The organism is Serratia sp. Ag1 (assembly GCF_000743355.1).
In the GTDB taxonomy this organism is placed as follows: Bacteria; Pseudomonadota; Gammaproteobacteria; order Enterobacterales; family Enterobacteriaceae; genus Chania.
Map to the genome: position 1 here is coordinate 137,108 of NZ_JQEI01000026.1, position 16,234 is coordinate 153,341.

Consider the following 16,234-nt stretch of genomic DNA (forward strand, 5'->3'; position numbering starts at 1 on the left):
TATGCACCTATTAGGTCAACAACAAAGTGGGCTTAACCATACAAGGTTAAAGCCCACTTTATCTTTAAATCACTATAGACACTGAATACTTCAAGTTGCTTGGGTTTTGGGTTGAGCTCTGATGTTCCGTTCACATAGTGCGCGACATGTTACAAGTGTTGCTCGCTTGCGAGCAACTCGAATTATTTAGGTATATATGAATAATAACGAAATAGAATTGATACTAGTCCTATCATGTTTAATTTAAATTCGAACATGCCTGACAGACCGAAAAGTCATTGTGGTTTAGGATAACGCTTAGAATAACAGGTATGCTGACTTGGTTAATTATCCATGTTCTAAGTTATTTAGTGATTTTTCTGGTGCAGTTAAAAGTGTTCTTTCGATAGTGCCATACGACGTTCTTTTCGATTAAAACCCTTAAGGAACTTTATAATCTAAACAATTAGAATTGCAGGGAAGTGCAAGCGCAGCACATGAAGCTTGGAGTCTGTCAAGTACAGATGCGTTGTTTTCAGGGGGGTAAAATCTGAATAATGGAAATTTACCCACACTTAACTTTAAATTCTATTGAAGCGAGCATTGCCCTGCAGGGGTGAAGCTGACTTTTCCTTTAAATACTATTTACGGATAATGACATAATGAATTTCGCTTTTTTAACTGATGAAGGTACTTTATCTTTCTATCCTATAGATAAAGTTGAGAGTCTATATATACCTATCCAATCGATAGAAGGGGCAAGTTATATCGTCACCGAGCAATATGGTGTTGATATTAATGAAACCCTTACAGCAGAACGTGTTAATGACGATCTTCATCTGAAGTTTTATGCGGATTCGCAGACTCCTTCTGCTATCGTTATCAAGGATTTTGCCTTGACGAATGGCAAAATTTTCAGCTTGGCTGACAATGGCGAATATCGCCAGCACCTCACCGTTGAAGATATGCCACTTCAAGGCCCTGTAACGTTAACCAACTTCTATCTTGGTACACAGCAGGAACAGCCAGAAGCGGTATCTCTGAAAGTGATCCAGCATGCTGCTACCCTGCAGACGTTCGAAACACTGGGCGAGTCGCTGAACCCGAGCAGTGATGTTTTTCCTGCACAACCGGAAGTTACCGCCTTTTCGGAAGAAAAGCCGCTGCTTGCTGCAAGCCTGGAGGCTAATACACCATTTAATGCAATACCTTCCATCACCAATGTTTTTGATCAGGTCGGTCTCCGTCAGGGAAATTTGGTAAGTGGTAGTGTTACTGACGATAAACAGCCAAAACTTGTAGGTACTGGGCGGCCAGGTGCGCAGTTGGAAATTTTCCAAAACGGCGAGCTTATCGGCTTGGCTCCTGTTGACAGTGCTACAGGCGCGTGGTCATTTATTCCTTCAGTGCCATTGCAGGAAGGTGGTCAGCTTTTCTACGTCCGCGATCCGCAGACTAATCAAACCTCGGCTAACATCGTATTGATCGTTGATACGGTGGCTCCTTCACGTTCTACAATTTCCAGCGTGGTTGCTGGTGATACTGATGCGACGACTGCAATTAGCCAAAATGGCTATACCAATGATAATACACCGACCCTATCGGGAAAAGGTGAAGCCAACTGTCTGATTGCCATCTACAACGGCAATGCGCTGGTAGGCACAACTTATGCCAACAATAGTGGTGAGTGGAGCTTTACGCCGATTTCTCCACTGCAGGATGGTAAATACGAATTTAAAGCTGCGGGTACTGATTTCTCCGGTAACGTCGGTTTGTCTTCCGCCAAGTTTATTTTTACCATTGATACTGTGCCACCAACTCAGCCTAAGATTACTGAACTTATTGATAACGTTGGTGCTGTAACGGGGCCAGTGCTCAATGGTGCCACCACGGATGATAATACGCCAACCCTGAAAGGCCTGGGGGAAGCGGGTAGAAAAGTTACCCTTTACGATAACGGTGAGAAGATTGGTGAAACCACCGTTGATAAAGATGGCAACTGGGAGTTTACCCCGGAAACCGCGCTGAGCGAAGATCAGCATGAGTTCAGTGTGATTATTGAAGACCTGGCGGGCAACAAGTCTAAGCCATCCGAACCGTGGGTGGTGGTTGTCGATACCATGTCTCCAGCAGCACCGAGTATTGTCAGCGTCTATGACAACGTGGGTAACATTACTGGTGAACTATTGCAATCGGGCAGTGCGACTGACGATACCACGCCGACCCTGAAAGGCCAGTCGGTAAAGGGCGCGAAGGTTGAGATCTTCGACAACGGTACCAAGATTGGTGAAACCACGGCTAAGGAAGATGGTAGCTGGGAATTCACACCGGAAAGCGAACTGGCGGAAGGTGAACACAGTTTTACCGCTCGTGCGACCAACGCATCTGGTAAAGTATCTGATCTGTCCCAACCGTGGGCACTGGTGATCGATACCACTGCGCCAGAGCAGCCAGGTATTGACGGCAACGGGGCGGGCATCAGCGAGGTCCTTGACGATCAGGGCACAGTAACGGGGCCGATCAGCAATGGCGGTACCACGGATGACACCAAGCCAACCCTGAACGGCAAGGGCGAACCGGGTGACACCATCATTATTACCGACAATGGTAACAAGATTGGTGAGGTCATCGTTGACAAAGATGGCAAATGGGAATTTACCCCGGAAACCGACCTGAACGAAGGTGAGCACAAGCTCAGCGTGATCATCCAAGACCCGGTGGGTAATCAGTCTAAGCCGTCCGACCCATGGGTAGTGATTGTCGACACCACGCCACCGGCTACGCCGAGCATTGGCAGTGTCTATGACAACGCAGGTAACATTACCGGTGATCTGAAACCGGGCGCGGCAACTGACGACACCACGCCGACCCTGAAAGGCCAGGCGGAAGCTGGTGCGAAGGTTGAGATCTTTGATAACGGTACCAAGATCGGTGAAACCACGGCTAAGGAAGATGGTAGCTGGGAATTCACGCCGGAAAACGAGCTGACAGAAGGGGATCACAGCTTTACCATCCGTGCAACCGACGTAGCGGGTAACGCTTCTGAACTGTCCGAACCATGGGCACTGGTGATCGATACCACTGCGCCAGAGCAGCCAGGTATTGATGGCAACGGGGCGGGTATCAGCGAAGTCCTTGACGATCAGGGCACAGTAACGGGGCCGATCAGCAATGGCGGTACCACGGATGACACCAAGCCAACCCTGAATGGCAAGGGTGAACCGGGTGACACCATCATTATTACCGACAATGGTAACAAGATTGGTGAGGTCATCGTTGACAAAGATGGCAAATGGGAGTTTACCCCGGAAACCGATCTGAGCGAAGGTGAGCACAAGCTCAGCGTGATCATCCAAGACCCGGTGGGTAATCAGTCTAAGCCGTCCGACCCGTGGGTAGTGATTGTCGACACCACGCCACCGGCTACGCCGAGCATTGGCAGTGTCTATGACAACGCAGGTAACATTACCGGTGACCTGAAACCGGGCGCGGCAACTGACGACACCACGCCGACCCTGAAAGGCCAGGCGGAAGCTGGTGCGAAGGTTGAGATCTTTGATAACGGTACCAAGATCGGTGAAACCACGGCTAAGGAAGATGGTAGCTGGGAATTCACGCCGGAAAACGAGCTGACAGAAGGGGATCACAGCTTTACCATTCGTGCAACCGACGTAGCGGGTAACGCTTCTGAACTGTCCGAACCATGGGCTCTGGTGATCGATACCACTGCGCCAGAGCAGCCAGGTATTGACGGCAACGGGGCGGGTATCAGCGAAGTCCTCGACGATCAGGGCACAGTAACGGGGCCGATCAGCAATGGCGGTACCACGGATGACACCAAGCCAACCCTGAACGGCAAGGGCGAACCGGGTGACACCATCATTATTACCGACAATGGTAACAAGATTGGTGAGGTCATCGTTGACAAAGATGGCAAATGGGAGTTTACCCCGGAAACCGATCTGAGCGAAGGCGAGCACAAGCTTAGCGTGATCATCCAAGACCCGGTGGGTAATCAGTCTAAGCCGTCCGACCCATGGGTAGTGATTGTCGACACCACACCACCGGTTGCGCCCACGATCGATAGCATTTATGACAACGCGGGCGAAAAGACAGGCTTTCTTACGCCTAATGACACCACTGATGATACGACACCGACTCTGAAAGGTCAGGCGGAGGCTGGTACTAAAGTTGAGATCTTCGATAAGGGTACCAAGATCGGTGAAACCACAGCTAAGGAAGATGGTAGCTGGGAATTCACGCCGGAAAACGAACTGGCGGAAGGGGCTCACAGCTTTACTGTAGAAGCAACTGACATAGCGGGTAATCGCTCCGATGCTTCGGAAGCATGGCCAGCTAGAATTATCGTTAAACTGCCGGAAACACCGGTTATTGAATCGGTGATGGATGATGCAGGCTCAGTAACGGGTAAATTAGCTTCTGGTGACTTGACCGATGATCGTCGCCCAGAAATCTCAGGCAGCGGTGAGGCGGATGTCACGGTGATTGTTTATGACCGTGGTATCGAAATTGGTCGCGCCAAAGCGGATGAGAATGGGGACTGGAGCTTTACACCGCAAAGCGATCTGAAAGATGGTGAATACAGCTTCACAGTAGTGGCTGAAAATAGTGTGGGTAGCAAAAGTGTTGCCTCCGACCCGTTTGAACTGATTGTTTATACCGGTAATGGTCCAACTCAGTTTGCACGAGTTTCGCAGATGGGCAAAGACTCCGGTTATGACGGCAATGACTTTGTGTCTGACAATGGTAATGCCGGACGTCTGATGTACGGTAAACTCAGTGCAGAACTGGCGGCGGGTCAGACTCTGCAAGTGTCTACCGACGGTGGCAAAAATTGGTTTGATGCACTGGTGGACGGCACTAAATGGGCCGCTCAGGACTTGAACGAGCATGCAGCGAGCTGGAACATCCAGACTCGTGTGGTGGATCAGCTTGGTAACCCTGGTTATGTGACGTCGCAGGCCGTAACTCTCGACATCGTTGCATCGCGAGCGCCTGCTTCAGTCAGTCTGCAAGGAACCAACCTGCTGGTTGGGTTTGACCCAGCGAATGTTGTTGTGGGTGAGCGTATTGCGGTTGTTGCTGATGGTGGCACTCATCGTTTTGAGCATACTCTGACAGAGCAGGATATCGCAGCCGGGTCGGTAACTCTGGATGTTGGAACGGTAAGCAATGCCAGTGTGGCTCTGGTCGATCTGGCGGGTAACTTGTCAAACTTTACTACCACCAGTGGTTCTGCACCGGGCGTAAACATGACTGTAACTGGGGATGTGTCCGAAATCTACGGTCAGAATCGTGACAACATTTTCACGGTAGCCGATGTCGATGTACTCAACAACGTCAAGGTGATTGAGGGTAACGGCGGTGTTGATGTGCTGAAACTGACGGGCGCAGATCAGGTGTTGGACTTGTCTGCCTGGTCAGGGCGTCTGAGTTCGGTCGAGGTGATCGACATTACTGGCTCTGGTAATAACACGCTGAAGCTCTCCTTGGGTGATGTGTTAGATCAAGGGTTCCGTGGTGCATTTATCAACGACGAAAGTGTGCAGTTGGCGGTCAAAGGTAATGCAGGTGATGTGGTAATGCTGAACGATCTGTTGCCTAACGGTATGGATGTTGGCGATTGGGAAAGCCTCGGGGAAGTGGTCTCTGCAGGTATTTCTTATGAAGTTTACCACCACACCGGGATGGAAGCAGAGCTCCTGGTACAACAGGGCGTTACCGTTCAGTTCTCGTAAAGTTAACTTGTGGGGCTGCGCATCAGCCCCTTCAAGATAATTCATCAATAGCTTACGCACTTCTTTAAGGTGCGTAAGCATAAATAAGAATACCAAGGAGTTTTTTAAAATGTATTGTAAGAAAATTAAAGTTGCTTTGACAGGGGTATTATTACTGCTGTTTACCCCTCATGCTTTTAGCCAAAAATCATCGAATATACCTAAATCAAGAGTGTTCGGTGAGCAGTATCATGAATTACCGACGAGTAAGTCTGACAGAACACGTGTGATTTATTATCGTACAGGTTATGAGGCGCAAAAATTATCTGGTGCTAATGTATATATTGATGGGCGTTATCATACTTCTTTATTACCTGGCGGCTTCTCTACTTTTTGTCTCGCCCCAGGCGAACATACATTAGGTGCCTATCAGGGTGATGCACCATTATATCGTGGTAAGACAGAGGAACTTTACCGAGTTAAACTTGAAGCTGGAAAAACCTATTTTATAAAAGTTGCTGATAGTGGTAGTGCAGCGCCTGTATCAGTAACACGTCCTGAAGCTGAGCAAGAATTAAAATATACTCGTGAACAAAAACATGCCGTTTCACGCGCGGCCGTTTTATCTTGTAAATGACTATTCGGATATAAGTATGTGCTCTTGATTTTTTTGAGTTGTAAGCAGCTAACGATGCAATGCCCCCAAATGAATGAAATCCATTGATGGTCAGAGTAACAAAGCCAATGTATATGCAACTTGAAATGTTATGAGTATAAAATATGTAGTTCAAGCGGTCACCAGTCATGTCATGGTGAAATACTCGTATTAGTTGTTAATAGCAGTATTGATACTGTTATTTTTTATAAGTAAAGGATATCAAACTAAGTGGTAATGCTCCCCATGATAAAACATGGTGGGCATGATTAAGTTTTCAATGGTTAAAGTTTCAATATTCATGGAGGAGGTATGTTGAGGGAGTATTTTGTGGTAACTAGTAATAGTTACTTTTATTTGGGTGTGTGCGGCCTGATTAAGGATTTATCTGGAGGTGAAGCTTCAAGATTATCACTTGATTCACTTTTTAATCAAAGGAATCGTAATCAATCTTGCCTGTTTATTGTTTACTTTGATGATATGATATCCAATTTGAAAGCACTGTTGTTTTTTGAAAACATGAACAGCAATGTTGTGTTCATTTCAAAGAATGAAAACATATCAAAACTTTGCTCAATATTTGGTTTTAATAGCATTAAGGTGGAGATGATTATGGGTGTCAACGCGATGTTTCGTAAAAGAAGTGAGTATGACATTAAGAGGACGGTATTATCAAACATGGAAAGAAAGGTCATCACACGTTTGCTTGATGGTGATTCTGCTATGAAGTTGGCAAGAAAAGAAAAATTGTCTGACAAAACGATATCTCATCATAAAAGAAGTGCATTGGTGAAAGTTGGAGTAGGTAATATCAACCTTCTTTTTGACAGTATAAATAAAGATATTTTCAGTTTGCTATAAATTACATTACTAACGCTTCGAATAAATGGAGTAGGTCTTTTTTAATCGATGCCATGATGATTTTTCAACGTCGCATTCCATGTCAATAGACAAAGGCAATGTAACTTATAAAGGTTTTCGCAAGACTTTAGTGAGGATAGGTGGGTAATCCCCCCCTTTTAACGGAGGTGATAAGTAGGATCAGGTCATACGTTGAATATGCTGCATTGGTGTAAAGCCATTTAACGCCATATTCGGTCTTTCGTGATTATAAAACCATTGCCACTGAGTGGCATAGTCCTGTAATTCATCCAGTGATGTAAACAGGTGTTGCCCCGAGGCTGTAATTTAAATTGTGTAATTGCTTGTTTTTGATATGTTCTTCCTGACAACGGAGACAGGCAAATTATGGACGAAAAGAAACTTAAGGCACTTGCTGCCGAACTGGCCAAAGGCCTTAAAACTGAAGCCGATCTCAATGCATTTTCTCGTATGCTGACCAAGCTCACCGTCGAAACAGCGTTGAATACCGAGCTTACCGAGCATCTCGGTCATGAAAAAAATGCCCCTAAAACAGGCTCAAATACCCGCAACGGTTACTCCTCAAAGACGCTGCTCACTGATGATCGCGAGTTCGAACTAAATACACCCCGTGACCGCGAAAACACTTTCGAACCTCAGTTAATCAAGAAAAATCAGACACGTATCACGCAGATGGATAGCCAGATTTTATCCTTGTATGCCAAAGGGATGACCACACGGGAAATCGCCGCTACGTTCAAGGAGATGTACGATGCTGATGTGTCACCCACGTTAATATCCAAAGTCACCGATGCCGTTAAAGAGCAGGTTACCGAGTGGCAAAACCGGCCACTGGACTCACTGTATCCCATTGTTTATCTTGACTGTATCGTAGTGAAGGTGCGTCATAATGGCAGCGTCATCAACAAAGCCGTGTTCCTGGCCCTGGGTATTAATACTGAGGGCCAGAAAGAGCTACTGGGTATGTGGCTGGCCGAGAATGAAGGGGCCAAGTTCTGGCTCAATGTCTTGACCGAGCTGAAAAATCGGGGGCTTCAAGACATCCTGATTGCCTGCGTAGACGGCCTGAAGGGCTTCCCCGATGCGATAAACAACATCTATCCGCAAACACACATTCAACTGTGCATTATCCACATGGTGCGTAACAGTCTGAAGTACGTGTCGTGGAAAGACTACAAGGCGGTCACCAGCGGGTTGAAGACGGTGTACCAGGCTCCGACAGAAGAAGCGGCTCTGATGGCGTTGGACAAGTTCGCAGGCGTCTGGGATGAGAAATACCCGCAAATCAGCAAAAGTTGGCGTAGTCACTGGGAAAATCTCAACACGTTCTTCGGTTATCCCGCAGATATCCGCAAAGCGATCTACACGACCAATGCTATCGAATCGCTGAACAGCGTTATCCGTCAGGCAATAAAGAAACGTAAAGTGTTCCCGACAGATGACTCGGTGAGAAAAGTGATTTATCTGGCCATCCAGTCGGCGTCGAAAAAATGGAGTATGCCGATCCAGAACTGGCGGTTGGCAATGAGTCGTTTTATTATCGAGTTCGGTGATCGCCTAAACGATCACCTTTAATAGGCGGGCAATTACACAGAATTACTGACAGACTCGTGAATTTCATCGTGTTCCCTGTTTTTGGTACTTATCACGTCTCAGGCCATGCGGTATTCCACAACCCCCGAACGGCTTGCAGCAATGTCTGTTCAATTTATATCTATGTTACACGTTCTCTGTTAACTGCCCGAGTATATTTGTATCCCGCGTTGTCCATACAGCTCCATGCAAGTCATAAACAAAAAGATATCCAGCCTTCTTTATGGCTAGATATCTTTTTGCGTGTTGGTCCTATACTGATTGACAATAACCAGATGGCATTATTTCAACGTCTGTAGTTTCGCGAAATCAAACGGACTTACCGGCTTCTCTCTATTAGCATCCAAATAATCCGCCCACCATTGCAACATCAACCTGCGTTCGTCCAGGTGCTCAGCCCTATGAATGTACGCAGCGCGAACGCCATTACGCTCCTGGTGACTCATCTGGCGCTCTACTGCATCTCGGGACCATAAGCCTGACTCAATCAGCGAACTACAAGCCATCGCCCTAAATCCGTGCCCGCATATATCCACTTTCGTATCGTACCCCATAAGTCGTAGTGCGTTATTCACGGTATTTTCACTCATGGGCTTCCAGGGATTGTGATCGCCAGTAAAGATCAGCTCGTATCCCCCACTGATATCGTGTATCTGACGCAGAAGCTCCAGTGCTTGGCGCGATAGTGGTACCAGATGCTCAGTACCCATTTTTGAGCCACGGTGTGAAAATTTGACACCTTCAATCGGTTTGCGCTCTGGTGGGATTGTCCACATGGATTTTTCAAAGTCGACCTCTGACCAACGGGCAAAGCGCAATTCGCTGGAGCGGATAAAGATCAGCAGCGTGAGCGTGGTTGCCAGCCGTGTAAGCGGTTGTCCTTTATACGCATCCAGTCGAGCCAACAGCTCAGGGGTACGGTTAAGAGCAAGGGCAGGGCGGTGTTGACGTTTAACCGTAGTCAGTGCGCCAGCCATATCTACGGCAGGGTTGTAATCAATTATCCCTGATTGCGAAGCGTAGCGCATCACGGCAGAAATGCGTTGTTGCAACCGGGCGGCTATTTCGTAGATCTCTTTTGCTTCCGCAGCTTTGACCGGGATCAGCAGGTCTGGCGTTTTAAGCGTGGTGATATCCCGTGAGCCAATATAGGGGAACACGTGGGACTCGAAGCTCTTCAAAATTTTAGCGCTGTGTGATTCGGACCATTTTTTGTTGCTTTTGTGCCACTGGAGAGTCACCGCTTCAAAGGCTAATGAAGTCTCAGGCACTGATTTCTTAACTCGCTTTTGTTCGCAGGGGTCAATGCCGTCCGCGATCAGTTTTCTGGCTTCATCACGTTTATCTCGTGCTTCAGATAATGAGATGTCAGGGTATAAACCAAGTGCCAGCGTTTTTTCCTTGCCTAGAAGTCGATAACGGAGTCGCCAGTATCTGGTGCCATTGGGATGAACGAGTAAAAACATATTGCCGCTGTCTGCGAGTTTATAGGGTTTATCTTGCGGTTTAGCTGCACGGATTTTAGCGTCAGTGAGTGCCCTAGCCTGGTTTCCTGATGGAAAAAGGGTACAAACATTATCGAATCAGACTATACCCTCAAATATACCCGCACAAGGGTGTTGATGCCGGGTAAGTTCGGTGGAGTCTGGTAGAGTGAAAGTCTTGTGGAAACGTTGATTCTGGCGGAGTATACAAACAAAAACGGACCTCCGTGGAGGTCCGTTGATATGAATTTGTGGTGCCCGGACTCGGAATCGAACCAAGGACACGGGGATTTTCAATCCCCTGCTCTACCGACTGAGCTATCCGGGCAACGGGGCGCATTAAACCGTATTGGCTCTATCTCGTCAATCGCTTTCTGTCACAAACACGATCGGTTGCTCTATTTTCATTCAGTGATGAGGGGTTTAGTTCAGGGCGCTTCGGCAGTCTTAAGCCAATAGATATGCAATAAAATCGTGTATTTATACCACTCACTCTTCTGGGTGGATGGTTTATATTAATATATTACAATGAGTTATAATAAACCCCATCCCAAGGCCAACCTCTTAATAGTTACTTGAACCTCATAAAAAAACGTGCAATCATTGCGCAAATTTTAGTGTCCATCTATCACATAATGGCGACCGCGCTCATCTAAATCAGAGGGTTACAGGCATGACTGGTTTTGTTACTCAAGCATTGCTATGCGCCAGACATCTGATGATGCCACTCTCTCGCCATTGTTATCACCGTACACCGTCCCTGCGTTTATCACTGAACACCATGCGGTAACGCCATCCGATGCTCGCTGTTAGGCATTATTAAAAATAGAGCTACCGCTCTGATTTTACTGATGTCTATCGGTCGCTGCCGATCCCAGCCCTCGATAGCTGCCTGATGTGAACCCACATCAGCTGACCCTGCTTGCGCCTCAGGCTGCAACACCGTGCATCACTTTGCCGGGATAATATTGGTTATCTCATTATGTGCCTTATGGCACGCCCTCATCCTTAACCGTTTGAGAGTCAGCACTATGAAAGAATTGAAAATAGCAACAAGCGCCAGCCTGGTCGGCAGTATTGAAACCTTGCGCCAGATTGTCCGCGTTGGGCAGACCGACTATACCGATGTGGCTGCGGTGGTGGTGTCCATTGAGGATGTGAATGCCGGTATTCTTGCGATGCTTGAGACGACCGGCTTTGGCATCCCGACGTTTGTTGCTGTTACAGGGGATGAACATCTTTCACCGGATTACCTGCCGTTGATTAGCGGGGTGTTTGCGCTGTCTGCGGCGACCAAAGCGTTTTATATGGCACAGTTAGAAGCGGCTGCCGATGCCTACGAGCAGGCACTGCTGCCACCGTTTTTCAAAACGCTGAAAACCTATGTGGAAATGGAAAACTCCACTTTCGCTTGCCCAGGGCATCAAGGCGGTGAGTTTTTCCGTAAACATCCGGCAGGGCGCAAGTTTTTTGAATTCTACGGGGAAACGATTTTCCGTTCCGATATGTGCAACGCCGATGTGAAACTGGGTGATTTGTTGATTCATGAAGGCTCGGCGAAAGACGCACAAAAACATGCCGCCAAAGTGTTTAATGCCGATAAAACCTACTTTGTACTGAACGGTACTTCGGCGGCGAATAAAGTGGTGACCAACGCGTTGCTGACGCGCGGCGATCTGGTGTTGTTCGATCGCAACAACCATAAGTCTAATCATCATGGTGCGTTGATCCAGGCGGGGGCGACGCCGGTCTATCTGGAAACTGCGCGCAACCCGTTTGGTTTTATTGGCGGGATCGACTCCCGCTGTTTTGATGAGCGCTATCTGCGCGAGCAAATCCGCGAGATCGCACCGGAAAAAGCCAGTGCTGCGCGGCCTCTCCGTTTAGCGATCATCCAGCTTGGCACCTATGACGGCACGATCTATAACGCCCGCCAAGTGATCGACACCATCGGCCATCTGTGTGATTACATCCTGTTCGATTCCGCCTGGGTGGGTTACGAAGGGTTTATCCCGATGCTGAAAGAGTGCTCGCCGCTGCTGCTGGAACTGGATGAGCTCGATCCTGGCATTTTTGTCACGCAGTCGGTGCATAAACAGCAGGCTGGGTTCTCGCAGACTTCGCAGATCCACAAGAAAGACGATCATATCAAAGGCCAAAAGCGCCACTGTAATCATAAGCATCTCAATAATGCGTTTATGCTGCATGCTTCTACCAGCCCGTTCTACCCGCTATTTGCCGCGCTGGACGTCAACGCCAAAATGCACGCCGGAGCTGCTGGCCGCCGCATGTGGATGGAGTGTGTCAAGTTGGGGATTGAAACGCGCAAACAGTTGTTGGCACGTTGCACGCTGCTCTTGCCCTTTATTCCGCAGCAGGTGGCGGGCAAAGACTGGCAGGATTACGAGACTGAGCTGATCGCCAACGATGCGCGTTTCTTTAACTTTGTACCGGGTGAGAAGTGGCACGGATTTGACGGTTATGCACAGGATCAGTATCTGGTGGATCCTTGCAAACTGCTGCTGACTACTCCGGGTATTGATGCAGCAACCGGGCAATACACCGAGTTTGGTGTTCCTGCTACCATTCTGGCCAACTTCCTGCGTGAGAATGGTATCGTACCGGAAAAATGCGATCTCAACTCGATCCTGTTCCTGCTGACCCCGGCAGAAAATCCGGCAAAAATGGACAACCTGGTAGATAGGCTGGTGCAGTTTGAACGTTACATTGAACAGGATGCACCGTTGAGCGAGGTTTTGCCGACGGTGTACCGCAAGAACGAACAGCGCTACCGGGGTTATACCATCCGCCAATTGTGCCAGGAGATGCACGATCTGTACGTTAGCTTCGACGTGAAACAACTGCAGAAAGAGATGTTCCGCCGGGAGCATTTCCCACCGGTAGTGATGAACCCGCAGGATGCCAATGTGGAGTTTATCCGCGACAACGTTGAACTGGTGCCTATCGGCCAAGCGGAAGGGCGTATTGCGGCAGAGGGTGCGCTGCCGTACCCGCCTGGCGTGCTATGCGTGGTACCGGGTGAAGTGTGGGGCGGGGCGGTTCAGCGTTATTTCTTGGCGCTGGAGGAGGGTATCAACCGCTTACCGGGTTTCTCCCCTGAATTGCAGGGGGTATATATTGAGAAGAAAGATCACGGCTGGAAGCGGATTTTCGGCTATATGATCAAGCAGTAAAACCGCAGGCCGATGAGAGGACTGACTCATCGGCCTGTTTCTACGTTACTTACGGCGATAACTCTTCTGCGCGTTATTCACCTTCACCAGATAGCGGCGTGATTCACTCGCCGGGTGTTTGGTGGTCAGGGTCTGATAAATATCACCGGGCTGCATGCCGTTGATAATCGTCACCGCTTTGGTTTTATCGCTGTGGAACACCCGCAGCACGCTGCCCGCTCCGCCGTTATAGGCGGTAATGACCGCATAGCGCCGCGAGGTCGGGTTCTGAATGCCGCCCAGATAGTTATTCTGCAGAATAGCCAGATAGGCTGTGCCGGTATCAATGTTGTTTTCCGGATCGAATAGATAACTGCGGCTTGGCGTCCCCCACTTGCCTTTCATCTGGAACACATCTTTCCCGGCGGTATGCTGCACGACCTGCATCAGGCCGAGTGCATCGGAACCGCTCACCGCATAGGGGTTAAAGCTGGATTCGGTCTGCATGATGGCCAGGATCAGCGACTCTTCAATACCGTATTTCTGGGAGGCTTTACGCACCATCGGCAGGTATTTGTGTGCGCGTTTATCCAGGTGGTTAGGCACCAATTGGATAGTGACCGAGGTGATTACATGCAGGCCTGAGGTGCGTTTTTGCAAACGGGTCTGCAGCAGGTAGTCGGCGAAATGTGCCGCACGCCATTCCCAACGGATCGGCTGGCCGTTGTTATCCAGCACCTGGCCGTACAGGAATGGCTCTTTACTGATCTGGATATCATTAACGTCGGAATAAAGGTCGATAGACCCCGGATCGTCACCCATCAGCAAGGTACTGATAATCGCCTGGCGCAGACGGGCGGCAGGATCGGTAGTGGCAATGGTCTCGATCGTGATAGTGCCCGCATCAAAGTTGATGTGGCTGCGGGTCTGATATTGGTCGGTATATTTAACGTAATCTTTGGGCCCGGCGATCAAGACTTCTTTCAGGCCCCAGATATTCTCAATATTGTGGGCAAACTGGCCCATTAAAATCTCGAACCCGTTGGTATCTTTGACCAAAGCCTCGTTGGCTTCTTCGCTTTTTTGGCCGGAACAGGAGATCAGCAAAGGCGCTATCACTAGCAAAGCTAAAATTTTCTTCATTTTAAAGCCGTCTACGAGATTAAAAGGGCCAGCGCTTGGCCCGGAAAATATTATTCGCTTGGCGGTGTGTAACCTTCGATATGAATGTCATGCCCTTCGAACAGGAAGCGGATCATCTCTGCTTCCAGTAACTTACGATCATCAACGTTCATCATGTTGAGTTTTTTCTCGTTGATCAGCATGGTTTGCTTTTTCATCCATTCACTCCAGGCTTCTTTGGAGATCTCGTTGAAAATACGCTTGCCGACGTCGCCTGGATAGAGCTGAAAGTCCTGCCCTTCGGCATCACGCTGCAGGAAGGTACAAAAAATGGTTCTGCTCATGCTAATTCCTCGTCAATGGCGCTGTTGCCCAGTAAATCTTGTTGGATCGGTGGCTGCTTTGCCAGTTGCTGCAACAGGCGTTCAACCGGTGCAGCCAGCCCGACCGATGGCGGCTGCGCTAAGTTATACCAGAGACCGGCACCCTCATCCATGGCGCTGGTGGCTTTGTCGATATTCAGCCACATTGGCACTATATCCAGGTGGAAATGGCTGAAGGTATGGCGGAAAGCGGTCAGTTGTTCCAGACGATGGCTTTTCAAACCGCGTTGCTGCAGCCAGAACTCCAGGTCGATGCGGGTACTGAACTGTGGGAAGCAGAACAGGCCACCCCACAGCCCGCTGCCGGGGCGCTGCTCCAGCCAGACACCGTCGCCCTGTTGCAGCAATAAAAAGTAGGCGGTTTTTTCCGGCAGCGTCTGTTTGGGTTTTTTGCCCGGATATTGCGCCCAACTGCTGTTGCCGTTGGCGAGGCAGCCGGTATTGAGCGGGCATAAATCGCATTTTGGTTTGGAACGGGTACAAACCATCGCCCCCAGATCCATCATCGCCTGGTTGAAGTGCCCTACGCCTTGTGCAGGCGTTACCTCTTCGCTGATCTGCCAGAGACGGTTTTCCACTTCTTTTTTACCCGGCCAGCCTTCAACGGCGTAACAGCGGGCGAGCACGCGTTTTACGTTACCATCGAGGATGGGGTAATGCTGCCCCAACGCCAAAGACAGAATCGCCCCGGCGGTTGAACGGCCTACGCCGGGCAGATCGACGATTTCTGCGAAGGTTGTCGGGAATTCACCGCCGTGCTGTGCGACAATAGTCTGAGCCGCTTTGTGCAGATTTCTGGCGCGGGCGTAGTAACCCAGCCCGGTCCATAAATGCAAGACTTCATCCAGTGGCGCTTCGGCGAGGGCGCGCACGTTGGGAAAACGTGCCATAAATCGCTGAAAATAAGGAATGACGGTGGCAACCTGAGTTTGTTGCAACATCACCTCAGAGAGCCATACTTGATAAGGTGTTTTATCGAGTTGCCATGGCAGCGTTTTGCGGCCATAGCGCTGGTACCAGTCAAGCACCATGTGCGAGAACTGTTGCGCTTGCATCATAAGCTGGTTTCGTTATTCGGCTGATATTTGATGCGCGATTCCAGCATAGTGTGAGGGTGCTGTAAACCGTAACTTTCCATAACAGCACACGATGAACGCTTGCTAAACCAAGGTATCTTTGCATAATGCGCCTTTCTACTCGTCATACTTCAAGTTGCATGTGCGTT

The 16,234-nt window shown here is 48.9% G+C and carries 8 protein-coding genes, 1 tRNA gene and 2 pseudogenes; 5 read left to right on the forward strand and 6 right to left on the reverse strand.

Annotation, left to right across the window (positions count from 1 at the left end; translation table 11 throughout):
* Nucleotides 1-641 precede the first annotated feature (641 nt).
* The 3 genes from IV04_RS16700 to IV04_RS16705 all read left to right on the forward strand — a co-directional run bounded on the left by IV04_RS16700 (nucleotide 642) and on the right by IV04_RS16705 (nucleotide 7,233).
* Nucleotides 642-5,738, forward strand: a complete 5,097-nt coding sequence (locus IV04_RS16700) for an Ig-like domain repeat protein (protein ID WP_037398451.1) — start codon at nucleotides 642-644, stop codon at nucleotides 5,736-5,738.
* A 109-nt stretch (nucleotides 5,739-5,847) separates the two neighbouring features.
* Nucleotides 5,848-6,354 (forward strand): hypothetical protein, encoded by a 507-nt coding sequence (locus IV04_RS26175; RefSeq protein ID WP_152562901.1) that lies wholly within the window; start codon nucleotides 5,848-5,850, stop codon nucleotides 6,352-6,354.
* A gap of 348 nt (nucleotides 6,355-6,702) precedes the next feature.
* Complete coding sequence (locus IV04_RS16705; protein WP_161782103.1) at nucleotides 6,703-7,233, forward strand: LuxR C-terminal-related transcriptional regulator; 531 nt, start codon at nucleotides 6,703-6,705, stop codon at nucleotides 7,231-7,233.
* A 180-nt stretch (nucleotides 7,234-7,413) separates the two neighbouring features.
* Here IV04_RS16705 and IV04_RS25365 read toward each other — a convergent pair.
* A pseudogene (locus IV04_RS25365) lies at nucleotides 7,414-7,548 on the reverse strand (integrase core domain-containing protein); the annotation flags it as partial.
* 72 nt (nucleotides 7,549-7,620) lie between these two features.
* On the opposite strand from IV04_RS25365, the gene IV04_RS16710 reads away from it, so the two are divergent.
* Nucleotides 7,621-8,829: an IS256 family transposase gene (locus IV04_RS16710; RefSeq protein ID WP_037398444.1), complete on the forward strand. Its 1,209-nt coding sequence runs from the start codon at nucleotides 7,621-7,623 to the stop codon at nucleotides 8,827-8,829.
* 299 nt (nucleotides 8,830-9,128) lie between these two features.
* Here IV04_RS16710 and IV04_RS16715 read toward each other — a convergent pair.
* Together IV04_RS16715 and IV04_RS16720 are read right to left on the reverse strand one after the other, a co-directional pair.
* A pseudogene (locus tag IV04_RS16715) lies at nucleotides 9,129-10,385 on the reverse strand (tyrosine-type recombinase/integrase); the annotation flags it as partial.
* Between the two features lie 198 nt (nucleotides 10,386-10,583).
* A tRNA-Phe gene (locus IV04_RS16720) sits at nucleotides 10,584-10,659 on the reverse strand.
* A 703-nt stretch (nucleotides 10,660-11,362) separates the two neighbouring features.
* Here IV04_RS16720 and speF point away from each other — a divergent pair.
* On the forward strand, nucleotides 11,363-13,525 hold the full coding sequence (gene speF, locus IV04_RS16725) for an ornithine decarboxylase SpeF (protein WP_037441148.1): 2,163 nt from the start codon (nucleotides 11,363-11,365) through the stop codon (nucleotides 13,523-13,525).
* 45 nt (nucleotides 13,526-13,570) lie between these two features.
* Here speF and mltC read toward each other — a convergent pair whose 3' ends face one another.
* Genes mltC through mutY form a run of 3 tightly spaced genes read right to left on the reverse strand, consistent with a single transcriptional unit; the run spans nucleotide 13,571 to nucleotide 16,067 of the window.
* On the reverse strand, nucleotides 13,571-14,647 hold the full coding sequence (gene mltC / locus IV04_RS16730) for a membrane-bound lytic murein transglycosylase MltC (RefSeq protein WP_037401758.1): 1,077 nt from the start codon (nucleotides 14,645-14,647) through the stop codon (nucleotides 13,571-13,573).
* A gap of 50 nt (nucleotides 14,648-14,697) precedes the next feature.
* Nucleotides 14,698-14,970 (reverse strand): oxidative damage protection protein, encoded by a 273-nt coding sequence (locus IV04_RS16735; RefSeq protein ID WP_037401761.1) that lies wholly within the window; start codon nucleotides 14,968-14,970, stop codon nucleotides 14,698-14,700.
* Nucleotides 14,967-16,067, reverse strand: a complete 1,101-nt coding sequence (mutY, locus tag IV04_RS16740) for an A/G-specific adenine glycosylase (protein ID WP_037401763.1) — start codon at nucleotides 16,065-16,067, stop codon at nucleotides 14,967-14,969. Before mutY ends, IV04_RS16735 begins: the two co-directional genes overlap by 4 nt.
* Between the last annotated feature and the right edge of the window lie 167 nt (nucleotides 16,068-16,234).